23 protein-coding genes are annotated in these 23449 nt (G+C 70.4%); 13 read left to right on the top strand and 10 right to left on the bottom strand.

The window, feature by feature from the left end; genetic code table 11:
- Positions 1-31: 31 nt before the first annotated feature.
- Positions 32-1189 (top strand): homogentisate 1,2-dioxygenase, encoded by a 1158-nt coding sequence (locus JKJ07_RS09355; protein WP_202990955.1) that lies wholly within the window; start codon positions 32-34, stop codon positions 1187-1189.
- On the opposite strand, the gene JKJ07_RS09350 is transcribed toward JKJ07_RS09355, so the two are convergent.
- Both JKJ07_RS09350 and JKJ07_RS09345 read right to left on the bottom strand, forming a co-directional pair.
- Positions 1186-1854: a hypothetical protein gene (locus JKJ07_RS09350; RefSeq protein WP_202990953.1), complete on the bottom strand. Its 669-nt coding sequence runs from the start codon at positions 1852-1854 to the stop codon at positions 1186-1188. The two genes, JKJ07_RS09355 and JKJ07_RS09350, sit on opposite strands and share 4 nt — an antisense overlap.
- 696 nt (positions 1855-2550) lie before the next feature.
- Positions 2551-3741 (bottom strand): chitosanase, encoded by a 1191-nt coding sequence (locus tag JKJ07_RS09345; protein ID WP_202990951.1) that lies wholly within the window; start codon positions 3739-3741, stop codon positions 2551-2553.
- 205 nt (positions 3742-3946) lie between these two features.
- Between JKJ07_RS09345 and JKJ07_RS09340 the strand changes: the two genes are divergently transcribed.
- The 6 genes from JKJ07_RS09340 to JKJ07_RS09315 all read left to right on the top strand — a co-directional run bounded on the left by JKJ07_RS09340 (position 3947) and on the right by JKJ07_RS09315 (position 10720).
- A complete protein-coding gene (locus tag JKJ07_RS09340; RefSeq protein ID WP_202990949.1) occupies positions 3947-5128 on the top strand; it encodes an ROK family transcriptional regulator in 1182 nt (393 codons plus the stop codon).
- Positions 5129-5346: 218 nt separating this feature from the next.
- Positions 5347-6663 (top strand): ABC transporter substrate-binding protein, encoded by a 1317-nt coding sequence (locus JKJ07_RS09335; RefSeq protein WP_202990947.1) that lies wholly within the window; start codon positions 5347-5349, stop codon positions 6661-6663.
- A gap of 1 nt (position 6664) precedes the next feature.
- The gene (locus JKJ07_RS09330) at positions 6665-7603 is read left to right on the top strand and encodes a carbohydrate ABC transporter permease (RefSeq protein ID WP_202990945.1); all 939 of its coding nucleotides are present in this window, start codon (positions 6665-6667) and stop codon (positions 7601-7603) included.
- A complete protein-coding gene (locus JKJ07_RS09325; protein ID WP_307834186.1) occupies positions 7600-8481 on the top strand; it encodes a carbohydrate ABC transporter permease in 882 nt (293 codons plus the stop codon). Before JKJ07_RS09330 ends, JKJ07_RS09325 begins: the two co-directional genes overlap by 4 nt.
- Positions 8478-9734, top strand: a complete 1257-nt coding sequence (locus JKJ07_RS09320; RefSeq protein WP_202990943.1) for a family 4 glycosyl hydrolase — start codon at positions 8478-8480, stop codon at positions 9732-9734. Before JKJ07_RS09325 ends, JKJ07_RS09320 begins: the two co-directional genes overlap by 4 nt.
- A complete protein-coding gene (locus JKJ07_RS09315; protein ID WP_202990941.1) occupies positions 9731-10720 on the top strand; it encodes an N-acetylglucosamine kinase in 990 nt (329 codons plus the stop codon). Before JKJ07_RS09320 ends, JKJ07_RS09315 begins: the two co-directional genes overlap by 4 nt.
- Before the next feature lie 19 nt (positions 10721-10739).
- Here the strand turns inward: JKJ07_RS09315 and JKJ07_RS09310 are convergent, their stop codons facing one another.
- Positions 10740-11894 carry a tetratricopeptide repeat protein gene (locus tag JKJ07_RS09310; protein ID WP_202990939.1) on the bottom strand — a complete coding sequence of 385 codons (1155 nt, stop codon included), beginning with the start codon at positions 11892-11894 and terminating at the stop codon, positions 10740-10742.
- 601 nt (positions 11895-12495) lie between these two features.
- On the opposite strand from JKJ07_RS09310, the gene JKJ07_RS09305 reads away from it, so the two are divergent.
- On the top strand, positions 12496-12729 hold the full coding sequence (locus JKJ07_RS09305) for a hypothetical protein (protein ID WP_202990937.1): 234 nt from the start codon (positions 12496-12498) through the stop codon (positions 12727-12729).
- Positions 12730-12778: 49 nt separating this feature from the next.
- Here the strand turns inward: JKJ07_RS09305 and ispF are convergent, their stop codons facing one another.
- The 3 genes from ispF to JKJ07_RS09290 are packed head-to-tail and all read right to left on the bottom strand — an operon-like array spanning position 12779 to position 14481.
- Positions 12779-13252: a 2-C-methyl-D-erythritol 2,4-cyclodiphosphate synthase gene (ispF, locus tag JKJ07_RS09300; protein WP_202990935.1), complete on the bottom strand. Its 474-nt coding sequence runs from the start codon at positions 13250-13252 to the stop codon at positions 12779-12781.
- 9 nt (positions 13253-13261) lie between these two features.
- Positions 13262-13957, bottom strand: a complete 696-nt coding sequence (gene ispD, locus JKJ07_RS09295; RefSeq protein ID WP_202990933.1) for a 2-C-methyl-D-erythritol 4-phosphate cytidylyltransferase — start codon at positions 13955-13957, stop codon at positions 13262-13264.
- Between the two features lie 38 nt (positions 13958-13995).
- Positions 13996-14481: a CarD family transcriptional regulator gene (locus JKJ07_RS09290; RefSeq protein ID WP_030443670.1), complete on the bottom strand. Its 486-nt coding sequence runs from the start codon at positions 14479-14481 to the stop codon at positions 13996-13998.
- Between the two features lie 335 nt (positions 14482-14816).
- On the opposite strand from JKJ07_RS09290, the gene JKJ07_RS09285 reads away from it, so the two are divergent.
- A complete protein-coding gene (locus tag JKJ07_RS09285) occupies positions 14817-15587 on the top strand; it encodes a hypothetical protein (protein ID WP_202990931.1) in 771 nt (256 codons plus the stop codon).
- Positions 15588-15601: 14 nt separating this feature from the next.
- Here JKJ07_RS09285 and JKJ07_RS09280 read toward each other — a convergent pair whose 3' ends face one another.
- The 4 genes from JKJ07_RS09280 to JKJ07_RS09265 are packed head-to-tail and all read right to left on the bottom strand — an operon-like array spanning position 15602 to position 19046.
- A complete protein-coding gene (locus JKJ07_RS09280) occupies positions 15602-16060 on the bottom strand; it encodes a DUF6023 family protein (RefSeq protein WP_202990929.1) in 459 nt (152 codons plus the stop codon).
- Entirely contained in the window at positions 16050-17111 is a 1062-nt protein-coding gene (locus JKJ07_RS09275) for a type III polyketide synthase (RefSeq protein WP_202990926.1), read from the bottom strand. Before JKJ07_RS09275 ends, JKJ07_RS09280 begins: the two co-directional genes overlap by 11 nt.
- A 49-nt stretch (positions 17112-17160) precedes the next feature.
- Positions 17161-18315: an acyl-CoA dehydrogenase family protein gene (locus tag JKJ07_RS09270; RefSeq protein ID WP_202990924.1), complete on the bottom strand. Its 1155-nt coding sequence runs from the start codon at positions 18313-18315 to the stop codon at positions 17161-17163.
- Positions 18312-19046, bottom strand: coding sequence for a methyltransferase domain-containing protein (locus JKJ07_RS09265; RefSeq protein WP_438871376.1), 735 nt, complete (start codon positions 19044-19046; stop codon positions 18312-18314). Before JKJ07_RS09265 ends, JKJ07_RS09270 begins: the two co-directional genes overlap by 4 nt.
- Positions 19047-19071: 25 nt before the next feature.
- On the opposite strand from JKJ07_RS09265, the gene JKJ07_RS09260 reads away from it, so the two are divergent.
- From JKJ07_RS09260 to disA, 4 genes are all read left to right on the top strand, one after another.
- The gene (locus JKJ07_RS09260; RefSeq protein ID WP_202990922.1) at positions 19072-19899 is read left to right on the top strand and encodes a UbiA family prenyltransferase; all 828 of its coding nucleotides are present in this window, start codon (positions 19072-19074) and stop codon (positions 19897-19899) included.
- A gap of 100 nt (positions 19900-19999) precedes the next feature.
- Positions 20000-20737: a hypothetical protein gene (locus JKJ07_RS09255; RefSeq protein WP_202990919.1), complete on the top strand. Its 738-nt coding sequence runs from the start codon at positions 20000-20002 to the stop codon at positions 20735-20737.
- 29 nt (positions 20738-20766) lie between these two features.
- Positions 20767-22185 (top strand): DNA repair protein RadA, encoded by a 1419-nt coding sequence (gene radA, locus JKJ07_RS09250; RefSeq protein ID WP_202990917.1) that lies wholly within the window; start codon positions 20767-20769, stop codon positions 22183-22185.
- A 73-nt stretch (positions 22186-22258) separates the two neighbouring features.
- Entirely contained in the window at positions 22259-23449 is a 1191-nt protein-coding gene (gene disA / locus JKJ07_RS09245; protein WP_202990915.1) for a DNA integrity scanning diadenylate cyclase DisA, read from the top strand.

Genomic DNA, 23449 nt, shown 5'->3' with positions numbered 1-23449 from the left:
TCCAAGATGTCTGATTTCAAGTGAGGCAACGATGCCCTACTACCGCAGCGTCGGCGAGGTGCCCCACAAGCGGCACACTCAGTTCCGGCGACCCGACGGCGGCCTGTACGCCGAGGAGCTGATGGGACAGGAAGGTTTCTCGTCCGACTCCTCGCTGCTCTACCACCGCCACGCGCCGACCGCGATCGTCTCGGCCGACATCCACGAGGCGCCCCCGGCCCGGCGCTCACCCAACCTGCCGCTCAAGCCACGCCATCTGCGCACCCACAAACTCGACGCCGGCCCGGCGGACGCGGTGCTCGGCCGCCACCCGCTGATGGCCAACGACGACGTGCGCATCGGCTACGCGATCGCCGACCGGCCCTCGCCGCTCTATCGCGACGCCGTCGGCGACGAGCTGCTCTACGTCGAGGACGGCCGGGTCGCCGTCGAGACCACGTTCGGCACGCTCGAGGCCGGCTCGGGCGACTACGTGATCATCCCGACCTCGGTCGTGCACCGGATCGTGCCGCTCAACGGCCCCGCGCGCCTGCTGACGATCGAGGCCAACGGCCACATCGGACCGCCCAAGCGCTACCTCTCCGTACGCGGTCAGTTCCTCGAGCACGCGCCCTACTGCGAGCGCGACCTGCGCGGCCCGTCATCGCCGCTGCTGGTCGACGAGACCGACGTCGAGGTGCTGGTCAAGCATCGGGCCGGGTGGACCCGGCACGTGTACGCCCACCACCCGTTCGACGTGGTCGGCTGGGACGGCTGCCTCTACCCGTGGGCGTTCTCGATCCACGACTTCGAGCCGATCACTGGCCGGGTGCACCAGCCGCCGCCCGTGCACCAGACGTTCGAAGGCCCCAACTTCGTGGTCTGCTCGTTCGTGCCGCGCAAGGTCGACTACCACCCGCTGGCCATCCCCGTGCCGTACAACCACCACAACGTCGACTCGGACGAGATGATGTTCTACACCGGCGGCAACTACGAGGCCCGCCGCGGCTCCGGCATCGAACAAGGCTCGATCTCACTGCACCCGTCCGGCTTCACCCACGGCCCCCAGCCTGGCGCGGTCGAACGGGCCCTGGGCGCCGAAGCCTTCGACGAGCTCGCCGTCATGGTCGACACGTTCCGCCCGTTGGACCTCTGCGACCCAGCCCTGGCCGTCGAAGACACCGCCTACGCCTGGACGTGGAACCGCTAGCCCTTCAGCACCGACATCTCGACGTCGATCCGGGCCGGGAGCGGCTTCTCGGCCGGGAACGACGGAACCCGCAGGGCGACCGTCCCTGCCTCCTTGTGCAGGCAGTACCCCTTGCCCGCGGCCAGCTCGAGATACCCGTCCTGATACTTGACGCCGTTACTCTCCTCGCACGCACCCGGGTCGGCGAACGGATCACCGGTCGCCGCCCCGATCGTGGCCCGCCCCTCGAGCGGCTCCGCACTCCACACCCGCGCGTCGGCCCCAGTGCAGTTCTGCACCTTCTCATCCTTGCCCGGCGTCGCACACAACAGCGAGACATCACCCGTGTACGGATCCGTGCCCGCTCGCGGCGGCGCCAGCCACAACGCCGCCTGCGGATACTTCGACTCCGTACTCATCGGCGCCTCAACCTTGAGCACCGCCGTGCCAAACCCCTGCTCCGCCGGCGCCGACGACCCGATGATCCTCGGCAAGGCAGCCGGCTCCACCGGATCGTCCCCGGTCTGACTGCGATACAACGTGACCGCGAACGTGCCCGCCGCCACCACAGCCACGGCCAACGCCGCCCCGATCGCACCCCGCCCGAGCCGATCGCGCCGCACCAGCACAACCGCCACCCCGACCAGCACAACCACCGCCACAACGGCGATCACGAGATCCACCATGCCCGATAAGGTACTCACCACCCTGTGAATAACTCAGGGCGCCCGCTTGACAAGCGCTACTGTCCTTCCTTCTCCCCAGGGCGGGTGGGGGTTTGGGATGGCTGCTCCGGTGATCCTTTTGGCCGACCCGGGTGACATAACGAACTGATGTCTCGGCCGGCACGGCTGCGCGGCCTCGCCCGCGGTGCAGGTATGCGCGCGGCGAGCAGCTGCTGATCAAGCGCCGCGGGGCTTGAAGCGGCGCGAGGGAACCGAGAGTTGGACAAATCGACGGCCTGCTCGCAACGTCGCCGCCAGGGACAAAACGGCGTGCGGACCTGTTGCTGGAAGCGAGCCAAGGCTCCCACCGTTGACCGGCAATCTCGGCACCGGGGAGCACTTCGCGTCACGGACGGCGCCGCATCGGCCGACGCGCTTGGGGACGATTACCACGCCGGATCCGACATCAACCGGGTCCCGCAATGGTCGTTGATTGTCCATGGCCGAGGAGGAGCCGCAGATGGGGCTACGGTGCTGCGGTGGCATCGCGGAGTGTGCAACGGCATGTCGAGCGCAGCGACGCAGCCGCTCGTGAGCTCGAGGAACTCAGCCCCAGTTGGGTCCATCGGGTTGCCACCGACGACCGGTCTGTCACCGAGATCATCGTGTTGACCGGATGGTGAGGCCGGGGCCGACGAGCGACCCCGGCCTCGAAGCTCAGCCGATGTGGAAGTTCTCGCCGTAGACCGCGAAGTCCAGCGGCGTGTTCAGGTCGAAGTTGCCGTTGGTGAGGAAGCGGCGCTGGGCGGTGTCCACCCTGGACGTGTCCGAGTGCGCCTCCTCCTTCTTCATCTCGATCACGCGCTCGTCCAGGAAGGCGTTGAGCCAGGCCCGCTCGTCGCCGCCCTGTGCCGGGGGCTTGGCCCGCTTGAGCGCCTGGTTGCGGATCGCCCGCATGCCCTCGTAGCCGTGCATCACTGCGGCGTCGTAATAGGCGAACTGCCCAAGAGCCCGTACGCCGTCGCTCTTGCCGTCGCGTACCGAGGGGTTGAAGTAGACGCGGTCGCGCTCGGACTCCTGCGCGGCCTGGAATCGGGTGTCGGCGGCGGCCGTACGCCAGTCCGCCGTGAAGTTCGGGTCGAGCCCCGCGTGCGAGTCCGTCCCGTTGACGTTGCGCAGCGCCGGAAGGTACTTGGCCAGCACGTTTCCGGGTACGGCGTTGGTGTACGCCTGCACGAGCTCGAGCATGTCGCCCGTGCCCGAGCAGAAGCCGATGATGCCGGCCGTGTAACCGCGCCCGTCGCCGATGTCCTCGATGTAGCGGAACTGCGCCCGCCAGTCGAGCGACGAGTTCTCGGCTGCCGACACGATCTGCATCGCGACGTCCTTTTTGGCCGGATTGTCCAGCCCGACACCGGCGGGGGTGGTGGGGGAAGAACCACCGCCGGGCAGCGTCCATTTCTGGTTGGCCGACGTCGAGCAGGTCCAGATCTGCAGGCGAGTGGCGTTGGCCGTGCTGCCGCCCGTCACGTCCAGGCACTTGCCGCTGCCCGTATTGACCAGAGTTCCGTTGCCGGCGGACCACTTCTGGGCGCCGGTGTTGTTGCAGTCGTACAGCTGGATCTTGGCGCCGTCGGCCGTCGACGCCGCTGTCACGTCGAGGCATTTGCCGAGGGCGCGGATGCTGCCGTCGGTGTTGCCCACGGTCCACTGCTGGGCCGCGGTGCTGTTGCAGTCGTAGAGCTGGATGGCGGTGCCGTTGGCCGAGCTAGCGGCCGCGACGTCGATGCATTTGCCGCCCAGGCCCTTGATCGGCCCGGCGGCGGCGGCACTGGCCGGAAGCAGCCCGTAGGTCAGGGCGGCTGCGGGGACGGCCAGGGCGACGGCAGCGTAAATAGCGCGTTTCATGGCGCTCCTCGAAGAGGGGGGATTCGTGGGGATGGCGCGCGCGACGAGGAGAGACGCTACAACTGTTAAAAAGGTTTATCAATAGTCTTCGATAGCCTGCTCTAGGCTGACTTCCGGACCCTTGACACCCGCTGGCGGTCGGCCTACCGTCCGGGCTAACTGTTAGTCAGTTTGCCAATCAGTCGACTCGCACCCGGGAGCCGCCGTGACCCGTCTGGCCGGTTCGTCGAAACTGCTGCGCGCCATGAACGAGAGCGCGGCTCTGGCTCACCTGCTGGACCCCGGCATGCTCACGCGGGCCGATCTGCGCAAGCTCACGGCCCTGTCGACCCCGACGATCTCCGAGGTGCTGCGCCGGCTGACCGACGCCGGCCTCGTCAACGTGGTGGGGCACAACAGCGGCCGGCCGGGCCCGAACGCGGAGATCTACAACGCCAACCCCGAGGCGGCGTACGCGGCGGCGGTCTCCGTCCGTGACATCGGCGCGAGCGGCGCCCCCTCGGTGGTCGCGGCCCTGTGCGACCTCACCGGCACGGTTCGCGGGCGCATCGAGTCCCGCATCGACTTCCTCACCACCGACCCGCTGACCGCGCTGGTCGACGTCGTCGCCCGGCTGCGCGACGAGGCCGGCGTGTCCGCCGAGCGGATCCGTCACGTGCACTTCGGCGTGGCCGGCTCCTACGACCCGCACACCGAGACGATCCGGCACGTCGACGTGCCCGGCTTCGGGCGTACGGGTCTGGTGCCGCAACTCGCCGCGGCGCTCGGCACGGCCGTCGGCGTCGACAACGACGTCAACCTGGCCGCGATCGCCGAGCGACGTCGCGGGGTGGGCCGCGAGGCGGAGGGCTTCGCCCTGCTGTGGCTGGGCGAGGAGGGCCTCGGTCTGGCAATCGACATGGCCGGCACGCTGCTGCGCGGTGCCCGGGGCGGCGCCGGCGAGATCGGCTACATGCCGCTCTACTCCCCCGACTCCTCGCACCGCAAGCTCGACCTGCAGGACCTGTTCGGCGGCGCGGCGATCCTCGAGCTGGCCCGGGACAACGGCGTTCCGGGTCGCACCCCCGCCGAGGCCGTACGGGCCGCGGCCGCCGACTCGGGCCCGGGCGACGACTTCCTGATCGCGCTGGCCGACCGCATCGTGATCGGCCTGGCCGCGGTGATCGCCGTGCTCGACCCCTACCTGGTGGTGCTGGCCGGCCCGATCGCCCAGGCGGGTGGCGACCGGCTGCTGTCCGCGGTCAACTTCGCCGTACGCCGGGCCGCCCCGCTGGAGAGCACGATCGCCATCACCTCGATCGACGACGACTCCGTGCTGCTGGGCGCCCTCGACGCCGGCCTCACCGCCGTCCACGACTCCCTCATCGCCTCGATCCGCGACTCCTGACCCGCTCCTCAGCCAGCCCCGCACCACCCCCGCCCGACAGCACTCCCGGCCCGACAGCAGTCCCGCTCCAACCCCGGTCCGACAGCACTCCCGGCCCGACAGCACACACGCTCCAACCCCGCCCTAAAGGCCCTCCCGATCTCGAAGTTCCACTTCGATTTCTCGCGTTTTATCGCTTTATTTCGTTTCTTCGCACAGCCGAATCTTGAGAGGCCACAGTGAACAAACGGTTCCCGCGCGCCCTTTTTGCCCTGATAACAACAGCTGCGCTGGCGACGGCCTGCACCCCGGCGCCCAAGGAAAACAAGATCGCCGACCCCGGCACGGAGGTGGCCGGCACCGTCGAACTCTGGCACTTCTTCACCGAGCGCGAGGCCGCCGCGATCGACCAGGTGGTCAAGGACTTCGAGGCCGAGCACCCGAAGATCAAGGTGACGATCAAGTCCGGTCAGGACGACTCCAAGGTCACCCAGGCCATCGGCGCCGGCAACGGTCCCGACGTCGGCCTGTCGTACTCGACCGACATCGTCGGCAAGTTCTGCTCGTCGGGCGCGTGGGTCGACCTCAAGCAGTACGTCGATCGCGACAAAGTGGACCTGAACCAGCTCAACGCGACCACCCGGTCCTACACCGAGTTCCAGGGCAAGCGCTGCGCGATGCCGTTCCTGGCCGACGCGTACGGCATGTTCTACAACAAGGACCTGTTCGCCAAGGCCGGGCTGAGCGCGCCGCCCAAGACCCTCGACGAGCTGACCGCGTACGCGAAGAAACTGACGGTCAAGAACGCGGACGGCTCGCTCAAGACCGTCGGCTTCCTGCCGCTCTACGACTTCTATGAGAACGCGGCCTCGCATCTCGCCCCGGCCGTGGGCGCCAAATGGCTGACCGACGACGGCAAGTCCGCGGTCGGCGCCGACCCGGCCTGGAAGACGCTGATGACCTGGCAGAAGCAGCTCGTCGACTGGTACGGCTACGAGAACCTGACCAAGTTCCGGGCGAGCCTGGGTGACGAGTACAGCGCCGACAACGCCTTCCAGAAGGGCCAGGTCGCGATCAACATTGACGCCGAGTATCGCCTGGCTTTCGTCAAGGACCAGACCCCGAACCTCAAGTACGGGGTGGCGCCGATCCCGGCCAGCGATCCCGCGCACTACGGCGGCGGCTACGTGACCGGCAACATCGTCGGGATCAGCAAGAACGCCAAGAACCCTGAGGCCGCGTGGGAGCTGATCAAGTATCTGACCACTAACGACAAGGCGGTCATCAAGCTGGCCGGGCTGCTCAAGAACATCCCGACCACCACCGCGGCGATCGCCGACCCGGGTCTCAACGCTGACGCCGACTTCAAGACGTTCATCGACATCTTCAACAACCCGAACTCGTCGACGACTCCGCCCAGCGCGTCGGGACCGGCGTACCAGGAAACGTTCGGGCAGTTCTTGAACAGCTATCAGGCGGGCAAGGTCAAGGATCTCGACGCGGGCCTGGCCGACGCCGACAAGCAGATCAACAGTGTCATGACGCTGGGCGGCTGACATGACCGCCAAACCCTTGGGCGTACGGGTGAGGAAGGGCGCCACGACCTTCTCGTTCCTCGCGCCCGCGCTGATCGGCATCGCGGTGTTCTTCCTGTACCCCCTGGGTTCGGCGGTCTACTTCTCGTTCACGAAGTTCGACCTGCTCTCGGTGCCCGAGTGGGTGGGGCTGGACAACTACAGGCGGATGGCCGACGACCCGTTCCTGCTCCAGTCGATCCGCAACACGCTGTGGATGGTCGTCGTTTTCGTTCCCGTACGGATCATCGGCGCGATCGGCCTCTCGATGCTGCTGACCCAGCTCAAGCGGGGCGCCGGTTTCTTCCGTACGGTGTTCTACCTGCCCGCGCTGGTCCCCCCGGTGGCCGCCACCATCGCGTTCGTCTACTTGCTCAAGCCCGGCACCGGCCCGGTCAACCACTTCCTCGAGATGATCGGCATCGAGGGCCCGCTCTGGTTCAACTCGCCGGCCTGGGCCAAGCCCTCGCTCGTCCTGCTCGGTCTGTGGGCGATCGGCGACCTGATGGTGATCTTCCTGGCGGCCGTCCTCGGGGTCCCGGCCAGCCTGTACGAGGCCGCGGAGCTGGACGGCGCGAACGCGTGGCAACGGTTCCGCTCGATCACGCTGCCGACGATCCAGCCGGTGGTCCTGTTCGCCGCGGTGACCGGTGTGATCTACACGCTGCAGTACTTCGACCAGGCGGCGGTGGCGGGCTCGATCGCCAGCGGGCAGGCCACCGTCGGCGGCGGCATCTCGTCGAACTTCGGCTTCCCCGAGGGCTCGACCTTCACCTATCCGCTCTGGCTCTACACCGTCGGCTTCCGCTACAGCGCCCTCGGCTATGCGAACGCGCTGGCCATCGGGCTGTTCGTGGTGGCACTGGGCGTGACTCTGATCCTGCTGCGCCGGGCCAAGGCCTTCACCGGGGAGGAATCGTGACCGCCGTCCTGTCGCCACCGGCCGTGGAGGTGCCGGCCCCGGACCGGCGTTACAACCGGCAGCGCCGGCTGGCGTGGATCGGCAAGCACAGCATCGCGATCGCGCTCGGGATCATGTTCGTGACCCCGGTCGTCTATCTCGTGCTGCTCTCGCTGATGACCAGCGACCAGGCCCTGACCGCCGACTACTGGCCGAACTCGTGGCATCCGGAGAACTACGTCCGGGTCTTCGAGGTCACGCCGTTGCCGCACTACCTGCTCAACACGGTCATCTACGCGGTGTCGTCGACGGTGCTGGTGCTGCTGTCGAGCGTCCCCGCCGCGTACGCGCTGGCGAAGTTGAAGTTTCGCGGCCGCAACGGACTGTTCCTGCTCGTGATCTGCGTGATGATGCTCCCGCCGCAGGTCGTGACCGTGCCGCTGTATCTGATGTGGGCCCGCTACGGCCTGACCGGCTCGCTGGCCCCGCTGATCATCCCGGCGCTGTTCGGCGACGCGTTCTGCATCTTCCTGCTGCGCCAGTTCCTGCTGACCATCCCCAGCGAATATCTCGACGCGGCCCGGGTCGACGGCTGCGGCGAGTGGCGCACGCTGCTGCGGGTCGTGCTGCCGATGGCTCGTCCGGGCATCGCGGCGGCCGGGCTGTTCCAGTTCTTCTACTGCTGGAACGACTATTACGGCCCGCTGCTCTACACCAGCGAGAACGAGAGCTCGTGGACGCTGTCGCTCGGCCTCGCGTCGTTCCACAGTGTCCACCACGTCGACTGGAACCTGGTCACGGCGGCAACGGTGCTGGCCATGGCACCCCTGATCATCATCTTCTTCTTCGCTCAACGTGCCTTCGTCCAAGGCATCACATTGACGGGATTCAAGGGTTGAAAATCGCAGTCATCGGCGGTGGATCCACCTACACGCCGGAGCTCGTCGACGGTTTCGCCCGGCTCGGCTCGATGGTCACCGAACTGGTGCTGATCGACCCGGCGGCCGAGCGGCTCGAGGTGGTGGGCGCGTTCTCCGCCCGCATCCTCCAGCACTACGGGCACCAGGCCAAGATCTGGTGGACGACCGACCTCGACGCGGGTGTGACCGACGCCGACGTGGCGCTGATCCAGTTGCGCGTCGGCGGCCAGCAGGCCCGCATCAACGACGAGACATTCCCGCTGGAGTGCGGCTGCGTCGGTCAGGAGACCACGGGCGCCGGGGGTCTGGCCAAAGCCCTCCGTACGGTCCCCGTGGTGCTCGACGTGGCCGCGCGCATCCGGGAGCGGGCCAAGCCGGGGGCGTGGATCATCGACTTCACGAACCCGGTCGGGATCGTCACGCGGGCACTGCTCGACGCCGGCCACCGGGCGGTCGGGCTGTGCAACGTGGCGATCGGCTTCCAGCGGCGGTTCGCCGGGCACCTCGGCGTGGAGCCGTCGCAGGTGGTGCTCGAGCACGTCGGCCTCAACCACCTGACCTGGGAGCGAGCCGCCTATGTGGACGGTGTCGATCAACTTCCCGGCTTGCTGTCCTCGCACCTCTCGTCGATCGCGGCCGAGGTCGACCTGGAGCCCGCGGTGCTGCAGTCGCTGGGCAATGTGCCGTCGTACTACCTCTCGTACTTCTACTCACACGACCGGCATGTGCAGTCGTTGATCGGCGCACCGACGCGGGGTCAACGGGTGGCCGAGCTGGAGGCGCAACTGATCGAGATGTACCGCGACCCGGCTCTGGTGGAGAAGCCGGCGCTGCTCGGGGAACGCGGGGGCGCGTACTACTCGGAGGCCGCGGTCGGATTGATCGCCTCGCTGCACGGGTTCGACGACTCTTCCGTGCACTCGGTGAACGTACGGAATGAGGGTCTTTTGCCGTTTCTGCCGGCGGATGCCGTCGTCGAGGTGTCGGCGCGCGCATCGGTGGCCGGCCCGGCGGCACTGCCGGTCTCGCCGTTGCCGCCGGATCTGTCGGGACTTATCGGGCATGTCTCCGGTTACGAGGAGTATGCGCTGGACGCGGCGCTTCGCGGGGGTCGTGACCGGGTGTATCGGGCGCTGCTTGCGCACCCGCTGATCGGGCAGCACGAGATCGCCGACCCGCTCACCGACCGGCTCATCGCGAGCGGCCGGGTGCATCTCGCGTGGGCCCGATGAGAGCGCTCTATCTGGCGGTCGACGGCGGCAACTCGAAGACCGACGTGGTGCTCGGCACGGCGTCCGGCGAGGTGCTGGGCTACGTCCGCGGCGGCACGTCGTCCCCGCACAACATCGGCCTCGACGGCACGGTCCACGTGCTCGACCAGCTGATCCGGGCCGTGCACGCGCGGGCCGGCATCCCGTTCGGCACACCCGTCGAGATCGTGGCGGCGTACCTGGCCGGCGCCGACCTGCCGGTCGAGGTGACCGCGCTGCAGGAGGCGCTCGCGGCCAGGTCGTGGGCCCGGCGCACCGTGGTCGACAACGACTGCTTCGCCCTGCTGCGCTCGGGCACGTCGATGCCGGACGCGATCACGGTTGCCTGCGGGGCCGGCAACAACTGCGCGGGGCGGGCGGCCGACGGTCGTACGGCCCGGTTCGTCGCCCTCGGCCCGATCTCGGGCGACTGGGGCGGCGGGCACGAGCTGGCCGACCAGACCCTGCACCTGGCCGCCCGCGGCGAGGACGGGCGGGGCGCGCCGACCGCGCTCAGCGCCGCCGTGGCCGCCCACTTCGACCGGCCCACGGTCGAGGCCGTCTCGATCGCCGTGCACTTCGGTGAGATCCCCCGCGAGGTGATCCCGCCGCTGTCACACCTGCTCTTCGAGGTGGCCGCCGCGGGGGACGAGGTGGCCCTGGCCCTGATCAGACGCCAGGCCGACGAGATCGTGGGCCAGCATCGCGTGGCGGCGACCCGGCTGGGCCTGCTCGACCGGCCGCATGCGCTGGTGCTGGGAGGCAGCGTTTTGCGCGCGCAGCACCCGGTTCTGCACCGTCAGGTGGTGGCGGGCGCCTGTCGGCAGGCTCCGCTGGTCGAGATCTCGGTGCCCACTGAGTCACCTATCGTCGGGGCGGCGTTGCTGGCCCTGGACACCCTCGCTCCCGGACACAGCGCCGAACCCGCCCTGCGAACCGCCCTGTCGTCGGAGCGCGAGGCCGCCTGAACAGACCGGTTTGTCCAGGTCAGCGGCGGGTCAGGATCAAGATCTCGGCCAATGCCGCCACCGCCATCGCGACCACGAGCGGCACCACGCCCCCGACCAGGGCATAGACGAACAACAGGAGAGGCGCCACGAAGCCCACGTAGGCCGCGGCCGCCAGTGGACGGTTGTGCTGCCGGAGCCGGGTCAAAGCGGCCGCCAACGGCTCCGGCACGGCCCGATTGAGCGCGAAGATCACGCCCGCGAACAGCAGCACGCCGATCAGCCCGCCCCAGGTTCGCGAGATCCCGGCGCTGGTCAAGGTCATCAGGCCCGCGAACAGCCCGGCGACCAGCGTGGCGTTGGTGCCGAAAAGCACGTGCCGCCGGATCGCCTCCGCCGAGTCGGCCGACGGGTCGAGCACAGGCTTGCTCGGCCGGCTGACCACGCCCTCCCCGGTCCAGTCGGCCGAGGTGGCCTGCTGTTCCTCGGTGTCGGGCCGGTCCGGCGCCGGATAGGCCCGCGGGAACGGCTGCGGATATTCGCCCTCGGCATCGGGCGCCACCGGCAGGGTCGCGTCATCGGCCAGCGACTCCAGGGCCTTCGCCCAGCGCCGCCGCTCGAACCGCACGATGCCCACATCCCGCTGGGCGTCCCCGATCGCCGGGTCAAGATCCAAGGCCTGCGCGTACGCCCGTTGCGCCAGATCGAAAAGTCGAAGGCGCGCCGCCACGACGGCCAGCACCAGATGCGCCTCGGCCTCGGCCGGCGCGACCCGGACAGCGTTCCAGGCGGCGTTCAGCGCTTCCTGCCCGTTGCGCGACTCGCTGAGCAGGGCCGCCCCCGTACGCTGGGCATACGCGTCGGCCGGCCACTGCCGAATGATCTCGCTCGCGACCTGCGCCGCCTCGCCGTACTTCTGACTGTCGGAGAGCGCCATGGCCCGCACGACAAGATTGGTCAACGTCGACGGGGACGCCGCCACCGCCCGCTCGGCCGCCCGCAACGCCTCACCCGGTTGATCGGCCGCCAGATGAATGCGGGCCAGGGTCGCCAGCAAACTCGCCTCGTCGGGCGCCGCCGCCAGCCCCGAAGCGACCTCCTGCGCGGCCTCGTCATATCTCCCGAGGTCGGCCAGCAGCAGCGCACGCTGCCGATACTCTTCCGGCGTGGTTTCGGGTTCCAGAGGCGCGGCCACGCTCCGAGAGTAGGCGCTCCCACGAAATCCCACGCTGCGGGGTAACCCGCCCCACGCTCCCGTCAGGCCACATTTCGCCCACACCACCCCGGCACAGTGCGGCTCTCGCCGGTACTCCGGTGGTGCTGAGTGAGTACTCACATACCGGGATGGGTTGGCTCCGCGTCGTTGGGGTCGCCGCCGGCTAACCCCACGCCCCGGCCCGCTGGTGAGTGAGTACTTACATACCGAAAGGGCTCGTCGCCTGGAGGGAGAGTCCCAAGATGCGAAGGAGCCAGCCCACCCGGTATGTGAGTCCTCACTCAACACCGCGCGGGGGCATTGACCTTCCGGCGACCACTCCAACGACTCGAAGCGGTCTAGCTGCCCCGGGTATGTGAGTACTCACTCACTAATACGCGCAGGACTGCGCCGGCAGCCGCGCTACCGAAGCAAAGGAGCCTAGCCAACCCGGCATGTGAGTCCTCACTTACTCAATACCCGCTGGGCACAAGCCTCCCGGCGGCCACGCCAACGGCTCGAAGCGGCCAACTCCTCCGGGTATGTAAGTACTCACTCACCGACGCGCGGCAGGAGATGAGCTTCGGCACCAGCAGCGACGGTGGCGGCGGTGGTGCTAGCAGCAACAGCGACGGTGGCGGCGTTGACGGCGGCGGCAGCGGCGGTGACGGCGGTGACGGCGGTGACGGCGGCAGCGGCGGTGACAGCGGCAGCGGCGGTGACAGCGGCAGCGGCGGTGACAGCGGCAGCGGCGGTGACAGCGGCAGCGGCGGTGACGGCGGCAGCGGCGGTGACGGCGGTGGCGGGAGCGGCGGGCGGCTGGAGCGGGGCGTGATTCTACGAACGGCGGTGCTGACTCAAGTCCTGACCATCGGCGCGGAGACTCAGGTCTGGGTGACCAGCGCGACCGCCATAGCCGCCAGCCCCTCACCACGGCCGGTCAAGCCCAGGCCGTCTGTGGTGGTGCCGGAGATGGTGATCGGGGCGTTGACCGCGGCCGACAGTACTTGTTGGGCTTCTGTGCGGCGTTTGCCGATTTTGGGGTGGTTGCCGATGACCTGGATCGAGACGTTGACGATCTCGAAGGAGGCGGCCCGCACCAGGCGCGCGGTCTCGGTCAGCAGTGCGACCCCGGAGGCGCCGGACCATTCCGGGCGGGAGGTGCCGAAGTTGCTGCCCAGGTCGCCCAGCCCGGATGCGCCGAAGAGCGCGTCGCATGCGGCGTGGGCGGCCACGTCGGCGTCGGAATGTCCGGCCAGGCCGGTTTCGCCGGGCCAGAGCAGGCCGGCTACCCAGCATGGTCGCCCGGCCTCGAAGGCGTGCACGTCCGTTCCGATGCCGACCCGGTGGTTGATCACCGGGTCAGGTTACTGGGGGTGGGAGAGCAGCGCCTCGGCCAGGATCAGGTCCAACGGGCGCGTGATCTTCAGGGCCAGCTCGGAGCCGGGGACGCAGGTGACCTGGATGCCCGCCTTCTCTACCAGGCCGGCGTCGTCGGTCAGCGGGTCGGACGCGGCGGCGTGGGCGGCGGCGAGCACGCTGTGCTGGAAGCCCTGCGGGGTTTGCACGCTGCGCAGGACGGAACGGTCGACCGTGCCGAGGACTGTTTCGCCGACGGTGACCTCTTTGATCGTGTCGACCACCGGGAGCACGGGAATCACGGCGGGACGGCCCTCGCGGACGGCCGCGGCCACCGACTCGATCACGGCGGGCGGGGTGAGGGCACGCGCGGCGTCGTGGACGAGCACGATGTTGATCTCGGGTGGGACGGCGGCCAGGGCCAGTGCCACCGACTCCTGACGTTCGGCCCCGCCGGCCACCACGGTGACCGGCGCGACCGGCGCCAGAAGTGTGCGCACCGACTCGACCTCGGCCGCTGGAGCGGCGACCACGATGAGACGGACCGACGGCGAGGCCGCCACCCGGCGAATCGCGTGCACGAGCAGCGGTTCACCGGAGAGCAGGCGCAACGCCTTGGGCCCGCCCGGGCCGAGCCGCAGACCGGCACCTGCCGCCGGAACCAGGACCGCGACGTCACCGCGGGCATTCAGCTTCGCGGTCACGTCGCGGTCCTGTGCGAACACAAAAACGGTGTTGTGGATCAGGCCTCGGTGAGGACCTTGTCGAGGAGAACCTCGGCCTCGTCCTTGGTGCTCTTCTCCGCCAGAGCGACCTCGCCGACAAGGATGTCGCGCGCCTTCGCCAGCATGCGCTTCTCTCCGGCCGAGAGACCACGCTCGCGCTCACGACGCCAGAGGTCACGAACAACCTCGGCAACCTTGAGGGGGTTACCGGAGGCCAGCTTCTCGAGATTGGCCTTGTAACGCCGCGACCAGTTGGTCGGCTCCTCGGTGTGCGGAGCGCGGAGGACGTCGAAGACCTTCCCCAGGCCTTCCTCGCCAACCACTTCGCGCACGCCGACGATTTCGGCGTTCTCAGCGGGCACCCGCACGGTCAGATCGCCCTGGGCAACGCGCAGCACAAGATACTGCTTTTCCTCGCCCTTGATGACCCTTGTTTCGATTGCCTCGATGAGTGCGGCCCCGTGGTGGGGGTAAACAACGGTCTCGCCGACACTGAAAACCATAGGTTCGAAGCCCCTTTCGCTGTGTCTAGGGTAACACGCTCAGGCAGCTATGTCCCGCCCTGCCGGTGACTGTTAGTGCAGCTCAGAGGCCCTGTGATGGGCGTTTCTGCGGCTTGACAGACGGGCCGCGAGCTGCCTCAGTAACAGTGAGTGATTAGTTGGTTACCCCTAAGGGGCACGGGTCGGATATTTCGCACCTACGGCGTTTGTGAGGTCAAGCTTATCGCTAAGGTCCGGAAGCGCGCACTACTGGCGGTCGGGCCTCGCGTAAGGAAGGCTGGGTGCAAGGTCCCCGACCGGAGAACGACTGGGTCGGCCCGGGGGGAGGGTGTGTCATGGCTGGTGCGAGCGACAACGGCGGATGGTCGTCGGATGGCGGTTCGCCGGACGACCTGCCCGACCTGCCCGAGGAGTGGGGCGTCATCGTCATCCCCGACGATCTCTCCGAGCTCTCCGACGAGGTCGACGCCGTCCGCGCTGAGCTGCGGCTGGCCGATCCGCCGACGCGCTGGCAGCGCTTCGCTCGCCGGCCCGCGATGCGCAAGCTGCGCCGGGCCGCCGCCACCACGCTCCGTGCCCCGGTTCTCATCATCTCGCTCGCCGTGCTGGTCACGGTGGCCAGCCTCTTCGCCTCGGCGTGGCCCGGGCCGCCCCGCCAGCCGGTCACCCAGCGCACGGCAAACTCGACTCCCGAACCGGCCACGACCCTGCCGGCGCTCGAACTGGTCTCGGCCGACGGGCAGACGGTGCCGCTGCGTGGCCGGCTACCCGCAGTCATCCTGCTCGTGGACGGCTGCGCCTGCACGGGACTGGTTTCCGACACCATCGACGCCGTCGGCCCCGAGATCGCCGTGATCACCGTCTCGGCCGCGGAGGCCTCGGCCTCCACCGTGGGCACCCCGCCGACCGGGGCGACGCCGCCGGCCAACGGGAAGACCGTGCAAATCCTGAACGATCCGACCGGCAGCCTGCGCAGCCATCTGCATCTCGGCACGCCCGACACCACGGCCGCGGCCGTGCTCGTCGACCGCGGCTTCCGGATCGTCCGCATGGTGCCGCGCACGGCCTCGGTGGAAGACTTCCGCGGAGACCTGGCCCGCCTTTAAGCGCCGGCAGAGATTTACCGCGGCACGCGCTGCAGCGAATAGCGGAAGACGACCGGCCCCTCGTCACCGACCATGACGGTCATCCGCATCACGCCGCCCAGCCCCACCTCGAAGCTGTCCGGCGGCAGGTTCTCGGAACAGCGCACCCCCAGCCCCGAGTCGTTGCCCGTCCGGCTCAGGCTCACCCGTACGAAGCTGTCGGGACCGCCGCGGCAGACGAGCGACACCAGGTAGGACCCCGTGTCGACGAACGACTCGAGCGTCTCCTCGCTGCCCGCGGCCAGCGAGGCCGTCTTCGCGTCGGCCTGGCCGTCGACGTCAGGCAACTGCTGTTCGACGGCGGCCCGCCACCGTGACGCCTGATCGGCCGGCTCCTCCGGCGGCGCGGCCAGGACCCACCACGTCGCACCCCCGGCGACCAGCGCCCCGGCCGTGGAATAGAGGATCGCGCCGCGCGCCCGCTCACCCGTCACATGGTGACTGTAGAAGCAGCGTGCCGTAGAGCGTCAGCCCCGGACCGAAGGCCAGCATGACCACCCGTCGCGGCGGGGCGGGCCGGCGACGGAGAGCGTCGAGCACCAGCAGCACGGTCGGCGACGAGCAGTTCCCGTACGCGGAAAGCACCTCCCGCGAAGCGGTGAGCGCGGAATCGTCGAGCTCGAGCCGCTCCTGCACCACGTCGAGGATCTTGGGGCCGCCCGGGTGCACGGCCCAGCCGTCGACGTCGCCGATGGCCAGCCCGTTGCGGCCGAGCAGGTCGTCGACGAGCTTGCGGACGTGCAGGTCGAGCACCGCGGGCACCTGCGGGGAGAGCCCCATGCGGAAGCCGAGATCGGTGACCTCCCAGGTCATCAGGTCGGCCGTGGTGGTGTCGGTGACCGCGGCGACGTCCTGGACGACCAGGCCCGGGCCGCCGGGGGTGAGCGCGACGGCGGCCGCCGCGTCGGAGAACAGCGCGTGCGAGACGATCTGCTGGAAATCCGTACGCACCGCCGCCGGCTGCAGGTGCAGGCTGGTCAGCTCGGCGCAGAGCAGCAGGGCGGGCTGTTGCCGGGCGGTCACGAAGTCGGCCGCCGCGCCCAGCCCCGGCAGCGCCGCGTAACAACCCATGTGCCCCACGAACAGCCGCTGCACCGACGGCGACATGCCCAGGTCACGGGCGAGCAGGATGTCGAGCCCGGGGGTCGCGTAGCCGGTGCAGGAGCAGACGGCGAACAGGCCGAGGTCGCTCGCGGCGAGGCCGGCGCCGGCCAGCGCCCGGGTCACCGCCTCCTTGCCGAGCGGGACGGCCTCGACCTGGTAGCGGCGCATCCGCTGCTCGGTGGTCCAGTCCGACACGTCCTCGAGCAGGGGGCTGACTGCCGCCTGCCGCGTACGCACCCCGGAGTTCTCGAAGATCCGCTTGGCCAGCGCACGCCGGGTCCCGGTGTAGTGGTGCGAGAAGTAGTTGTCCCACAGGTCGCTCTGCACGGCCGAGGGCGGCAGCGCCGTCCCCAGCCCCGCGATGGTCGCGTTGCGATTCACTTGTGCCTCCTAGGCCCCGCCCGCCGCCATCTGTGCCGTGCTGTGTTTCTCACCAACGAGGGGCTGAACCCTCCGAGTCCCCGTCGCCGCCGAGCGCGTCCACGCCGAGCCAGTCGGCGCAGACGTCGCTGGTCGCGGGTTGCAGCGAGCCGGCCCGCGCGTCGCGATAGAGGCGCTCCAGCGGGTGGCCCCGGCGCATCGCGGAGGTGCCGGCGGCCTCGAGCATCGACGCCGCGACGTCGGCCGCGGTCGTGCCGGCGAGCAGCTTGGCCCGCCACACCCAGCGGTTCGTCTCGGCCTCGCCCGGTCGCTCGTCGACCCGGCGGGCCGCCTCCATGACCGCCAGGTGGGCGGCCGCGACCGCGGCGTCGGCCCGGCCGATCCGCGCCCGGATGGCCGGCAGGTGGCCCAGTTTGCGCTCGTTGACGTGCTCGACCGCGGCGTCGACGGCGGCTCGGGCCACCCCGACGTAGACGGCGGCGTAGCTGGCCACCATCCAGTGCGGGGCCAGCTGGGCGACGACCAGCGCCAGGCCCTCGACCCCGCCGAGCAGCGCCCCGGCCGGGACGGTGACGTCGACGTGCAGGTCGTGCGAGCCGGTGGCCCGCATGCCGAGCGCGTCCCACGTCGGTTCGACGCGCAGGCCCTCGCCCGCGGGCACCAGGAACTGCGAGACCTGCGACTGGTCGGCGGCACTGCGCGCGGCGACCAGATAGGCGTCGGCGTGCCCGGCCCCCGAGCAGAACGTCTTGGCCCCCTGGATGCGGTAGCCCCCGTCCACGGCCTCGTACGCCGTGGTGAGCTGGGACAGCCGGGAGCCCGCGCCGCGCTCGCTCATCGCCACCGCGTACCACCGGCCCTCGGCCGCCGCCCGCAGCGCGTCGTCGCGGGCCCGCAGCGCCTCGGCGGGCAGCCCCAGGGCCTCGGCCAGCTCGTCGGTGACGCCGGCCAGCGCACCGGTGACCGACGCGTGCATGTTGAAGATCAGCGCGGTGGCGCCGTTGCCCCGGGCCAGCTCGTACGCGATCGCGGCGTAGTCGGCGAAGCTCGCCCCGGCGCCGCCCAGCCGGGCCGGGACCATCAGCCCGAACAGGCCTGACGCGCGCAGGTCGGCGAAGTCGTCGACGGGGAAGGCGCCGTCGCGGTCGTAGGTGGCCGCGCGGGCCGCGAACCGGGGCGCGAGCCGCCGGGCTTCGGCGATCATGCCGCCTCCTTACGGCCGTGGCCCTGATAGAGCACGGCGGTCGAACGGGTGGGGACGATGCGGCCCAGGGGGCTGCGCTTCTCGAAGGGGCCGAGCCAGCGGAGCAGCCCGGGAACGCTGGGGCGGGCGCCGCGCACCTGAAGCCGTACGCCGTGGGCGGCGAACTCCTTGGTGAGCCGGCCCGGGTCGACGAAGAGCGCCGGGTCGTGCAGCCCGGCCGGGGCCAGCCCGATCGCCTCGCCCAGCGTGATCGTCACGAAGCGGCTGAGCGCGTTGTCGTTGACCGTGTCGAGCACGAGCAGGCCGCCCGGCCGCAGCACCCGGCTCAGCTCGGCCACCGTGCCCGGCAGGTCGGTCACGTGCTCGAGGATCTCGCCCGCCGCCACCACCTCGACCGAGCCGGTGGCCAGCGGCAACGCCGTCACGTCGCCGCGCACGGCCCGGACGCCGCGCGCGGCCGCGTGGCCCAGCCCGGCGGCCCGCAGGTCGACGCCGACGTGCGTGTAGCCCTTGCCGGTCAGGTGCGGGGCGAGCAGCCCGCCGCCGCAGCCCGCGTCGAGCAGGATCGCGCCGGGCATGCTCGCGGACGGGATCAGCCGGGCCCGCGCCTCGGCCAGCCAGTGCAGCAGCTCGAAGTGGCCACCCGGCCGCCACCAATGGTCGGCCAGGTCGTCGTACTGACGCGGATCGTTACGGGCCATCGACGGCATGTGATCGAGCGTGGCATGCATCCGGCACACCCGCCACACTGCTCGCATGTCCCGAGCGCTGGCAGTGATCAAGTCGTCTCATCCGGAGCCCGGCGGTGCGGTCACCGTGGCGATGACCTTGCTGGCGATCGGCGTCGGGCACCGCGGCTGGGCCGTGCTCGGCGTCTTCGCGGCCGTGGGGGCGACCCAGCTCGCCGTGGGCTGGGTCAACGACTGGCTCGACGCCGATCGCGACCGGGCGGCCGGGCGCACCGACAAGCCGATCGCCTCGGGGGCGGTCTCCCGCCGTACGGTGGGCCTCTCGGGGTTGATCGCGGCGCTCGCCATCCCGCTGCTGGGCCTGCCGTTCGGCCCGCTCGCGACGCTGCTGATCTCGCTGGTCGGCGTGTTCGCGCTGCTCTACGACTGGCCCCTGAAGTTCACCGTGTTCTCGGTGGTGCCCTATCTGGTGGCGTTCGGGCTGCTGCCGGCGTTCGTGGTGGTGGCGCTGCCCGGGCATCCGGCGCCGCCCGGCTGGCTGGTCGCGGCGGGCGCGCTGCTCGGTGGGGGCGCGCACTTCGCCAACGTGCTGCCCGACCTCGCGGACGACGCGGCCACTGGCGTGCGGGGGCTGCCGCATCGGCTCGGGGCGACGGGATCCTCCATTGCGGCCGCGCTGCTCCTGCTGAGTGCGACACTGGCCCTGGTCTTCGGGCCGCCCGGGCCGCCGTCGTGGGCCGGCTGGGTGGGCGCCGCGGCCGCCGTCGTGGTCCTTCCGCTCGGCTGGTACGCCACCAGGCGCGCCCGGGGACGAGGCGTGGCGATGTTCCGCGCGGTGATTCTCGTCGCCCTGATCGACGTTCTCCTGCTGATCTTCAGCGGCCGGGTGGTGTGAATGGACGGGTCGGCGCACGCGCCCGATCCCCGCCCTCTAGGCTGAGCCTTGCGCCGCTTGGTGTGCTTCGGTGTCGGCTTGATCAGCTTGGAGGATCGTGATGCGCTCGCTGGGAACCCGCCGCGTCACCTGGGCCGCGGGTGTCGCCACGGTCGCCGTGATCGCACTGTCCGGCTGCTCGGCCGGTCAGGTCGCCGAGACGTCCATTCTCAAGACCCCGATCTCGGGTCTGAACACGCAGAGCCCCGACGGCAATCTGCTGATCCGCAATCTGCAGGTCATCTACAACGACCCCGAGGGCTACCCGGCCAACGGTGACGCCCCGCTCGAGGTCGCTCTGTTCAACCAGAGCACCGCGGAGATGACCGTCCTGATCAGCAGCCGCCCGCTGCAGGACGAGCAGGCCGGCATCGTCTCGGCCCGGCAGATCGGGCTCGACGGCGGCCCGGCGGCCGGTCGGCCGAGCGCGAATCCCGAGCCGTCCGGCGGTTCCTCCGACTCGCCCGACGAGGTGGGCGGGGGCAACGACCAGAACACCGGTGTCGAGCAGCCCTCGGCGCAGCCCAGCCAGCCCGGCACGCCGTCGATCGCCCCGACCGCCACGTTGCAGCCCGCGCGCATCACGATCCCGCCGCTGAGCAGTGTGACCTACCTCCCCGAGGACGACACCAAGCTGGTCGCGGCCGGCCTGAGCGACGAGCTCGTCCCGGGCCACTCGCTGAGCCTGATCTTCGAGGTGAGCGGCCAGGCCCAGCCGATCGAGCTGACCGCGCCGTTCGCCATCCCGCTCTCCCCCGCGTCACGCGCGCCGGGTGAGACCGCGGAGGAGCACGAGTAATTGTCGTACCGTCCCGCTAGCTTTGCGGGGTGACGACGTCCCGCACGGCCGCGAAGGCCGCCCGCCCCGCCTTCGTCTGCGACGCCTGCGGTCACCAGCCGCCGAAGTGGCTGGGGCGCTGTCCCGAGTGCGGTGAGTGGGGCTCGGTCATCGAGTCCACCGTGAGCACCCCGCTCGGCGCCGGCCGGGTGGTCAGCTCGCGGATGCCGGCCGAGCCGGCCCGCCCGATCGCGCAGATCAGCGCCGCCCCGGCCAAGGCCGTGCCGACCAACGTCGGCGAGCTCGACCGGGTGCTCGGCGGCGGCCTGGTGCCCGGCGCGGTGGTGCTGCTGGCCGGCGAGCCCGGGGTGGGCAAATCCACTCTGCTGCTCGACGTGGCCCAGCAGTGGGCGGCCGGCGCCGGCACACCGTCCCTGGTGGTCAGTGGCGAGGAGTCGGTGAGCCAGGTGCGGTTGCGGGCCGAGCGGCTCGGCGCCCTGCACGACAAGCTCTTCCTGGCCTCCGAGAGCGACCTCGGCGCGGTGCTCGGCCACCTCGACGCGGTCAAGCCCGGCCTGCTCATCGTCGACTCGGTGCAGACGATCTCGGCCCCGGGCACCGAGGGCGTCTCGGGCGGCGTCACCCAGGTCCGGGCGGTCACCGCCGCGCTGGTCGGCGTGGCCAAGGAGCGCGGCATCGCCACCGTGCTGGTCGGTCACGTCACCAAGGACGGTCAGGTCGCCGGCCCCCGCGTGCTCGAGCACCTGGTCGACGTCGTGCTGCACTTCGAGGGCGACAAGCATTCGTCGCTGCGCCTGGTGCGCGGCGTGAAGAATCGGTACGGCGCGGCCGACGAGGTGGGCTGCTTCGAGATGAACGAGAGCGGCATCGCCAGCCTGCCCGACCCGTCCGGCCTGTTCCTCACGCGTTACAACGAGCCCGTGCCCGGCACCTGCGTCACCGTGGCCATGGAGGGCCGGCGGGCGCTGGTCACCGAGGTGCAGGCGCTGATCGGGGCCGAGGTGCAGGGCTCGCCCCGGCGCACGGTGTCGGGTCTCGACAGCGCCCGGCTGGCCATGGTGCTCGCCGTGCTCGAGCGCCGCACCAAACAGCTCAAGCTCTACAACCGCGAGGTCTTCGCGGCCACGGTCGGCGGCATCCGCCTGATCGAGCCGTCGGCCGACCTCGCGATGGCGCTCGCGGTCGCCTCCGGCGGGCTCGACCTGGCGATGGCCCCGCATCTGGTGGCGATCGGCGAGGTCGGGCTGACCGGCGAGATCCGGCGGGTCGGGGCGGTCGGGCGGCGGCTCGCCGAGGCGGCCCGGCTCGGCTTCAAGGTGGCGCTGGTGCCGCCCGGCTGCGCCCCCGAGGCGCCCCGCGGCATCGAGGTGATCGAGGTGAGCGATCTGCGCTCCGCACTGCAGTCGGCGGCCCGCGCGTCGGCCGCCCACGGCGGTGACCGTAAGTGACGTTTCATCACGCTACGGAGCATTCATCGAACCACGCCTCGTTGCGCTGGATGACAGTCCGTAGAATGTCCAGGTGCCGCTCGACCGCGATGGTTCCAAGCCCGCCGCCAGCCCGACGCCACGACCAGGCGTCAACGGCTCGGCGCATCGTCCGGCGCCCGCCGCCACGACCGGTCCCGGTCTCACTGGTGGCGGCGTGAGCGGCGATCCTCTCCGCGCCAATCTGGCGCTCATGGCCCCCGGCACGGCGCTGCGCGACGGCCTCGAGCGCATCCTGCGCGGGCGCACCGGCGCGCTGATCGTGCTCGGCCACGACGCCGTCGTCGAGAGCATCTGCACCGGCGGGTTCCCGCTCGATGTCGAGTTCTCCGCGACCCGCCTGCGTGAGCTGTGCAAGATGGACGGCGCGGTCGTGATGTCGAGCGACGGCACCCGCATCGTGCGGGCCGCGGTGCACCTGATGCCCGACCCGGCGATCCACTCCGAGGAGTCCGGCACCCGGCATCGCACGGCCGAGCGGGTGGCCAAGCAGACCGGCTTCCCGGTCATCTCGGTGAGCCAGTCGATGCACATCATCGGGCTCTATGTGAACGGGCAGCGCCACGTCCTCGACGACTCGGCGGCCATCCTGTCGCGGGCCAACCAGGCGCTGGCCACCCTCGAGCGCTACAAGCTCCGCCTCGACGAGGTGTCCGGCACGCTCTCGGCCCTGGAGATCGAAGACCTGGTCACCGTGCGTGACGCGGTCGCGGTCGTCCAGCGGCTCGAGATGGTGCGCCGCATCGCCGACGAGATCTCGGGTTACGTGGTCGAGCTCGGCACCGACGGCCGCCTGCTGGCCCTGCAGCTCGACGAGCTGATGGCCGGGGTCGATGCCGACCGCACGCTGGTGATCCGCGACTATCTGCCGACCGGTCGCAAGGCCCGCACGCTCGACGAGGCGCTGGTCGAGCTCGACCTGCTGACCGCCACCGAGATGATCGACCTGGTCGCCGTGGCCAAGGCGATCGGCTATCCCGGCGCGACCGACTCGCTCGACGCGGCGGTGTCGCCGCGCGGCTTCCGGCTGCTGGCCAAGGTGCCGCGCCTGCCCACCCAGATCGTCGACCGGCTGGTCGACCACTTCGGCAGCCTCCAGCGCCTGCTCGGCGCGACCGTGGAGGACCTGCAGGCGGTCGACGGCGTGGGCGACGCGCGGGCCCGGGGCGTACGGGAGGGGTTGTCCCGCCTGGCCGAGGCGTCCATCCTCGAGCGTTACGTCTGA

Origin of the sequence: Paractinoplanes lichenicola (genome assembly GCF_016785085.1) — a bacterium.
GTDB classification, from domain to species: Bacteria; Actinomycetota; Actinomycetes; order Mycobacteriales; family Micromonosporaceae; genus Actinoplanes; species Actinoplanes lichenicola.
Note: the sequence above shows the minus strand (reverse complement) of the source record. Positions and strands in the feature narration are given on the sequence as shown.

What these genes read in the sequence shown, in the direction of transcription:
- JKJ07_RS09285 (WP_202990931.1), top strand. Translation starts at nt 14,817, where the DNA reads ATGGCTGGTGCGAGCGACAACGGCGGATGGTCGTCGGATGGCGGTTCG.
- JKJ07_RS09270 (WP_202990924.1), bottom strand. Translation starts at nt 18,315, where the DNA reads ATGATCGCCGAAGCCCGGCGGCTCGCGCCCCGGTTCGCGGCCCGCGCG.
- JKJ07_RS09330 (WP_202990945.1), top strand. Translation starts at nt 6,665, where the DNA reads ATGACCGCCAAACCCTTGGGCGTACGGGTGAGGAAGGGCGCCACGACC.
- JKJ07_RS09255 (WP_202990919.1), top strand. Translation starts at nt 20,000, where the DNA reads ATGCGCTCGCTGGGAACCCGCCGCGTCACCTGGGCCGCGGGTGTCGCC.
- JKJ07_RS09355 (WP_202990955.1), top strand. Translation starts at nt 32, where the DNA reads ATGCCCTACTACCGCAGCGTCGGCGAGGTGCCCCACAAGCGGCACACT.
- JKJ07_RS09260 (WP_202990922.1), top strand. Translation starts at nt 19,072, where the DNA reads ATGTCCCGAGCGCTGGCAGTGATCAAGTCGTCTCATCCGGAGCCCGGC.
- JKJ07_RS09345 (WP_202990951.1), bottom strand. Translation starts at nt 3,741, where the DNA reads ATGAAACGCGCTATTTACGCTGCCGTCGCCCTGGCCGTCCCCGCAGCC.
- JKJ07_RS09265 (WP_438871376.1), bottom strand. Translation starts at nt 19,046, where the DNA reads ATGCATGCCACGCTCGATCACATGCCGTCGATGGCCCGTAACGATCCG.
- JKJ07_RS09290 (WP_030443670.1), bottom strand. Translation starts at nt 14,481, where the DNA reads ATGGTTTTCAGTGTCGGCGAGACCGTTGTTTACCCCCACCACGGGGCC.
- JKJ07_RS09350 (WP_202990953.1), bottom strand. Translation starts at nt 1,854, where the DNA reads ATGGTGGATCTCGTGATCGCCGTTGTGGCGGTGGTTGTGCTGGTCGGG.
- JKJ07_RS09315 (WP_202990941.1), top strand. Translation starts at nt 9,731, where the DNA reads ATGAGAGCGCTCTATCTGGCGGTCGACGGCGGCAACTCGAAGACCGAC.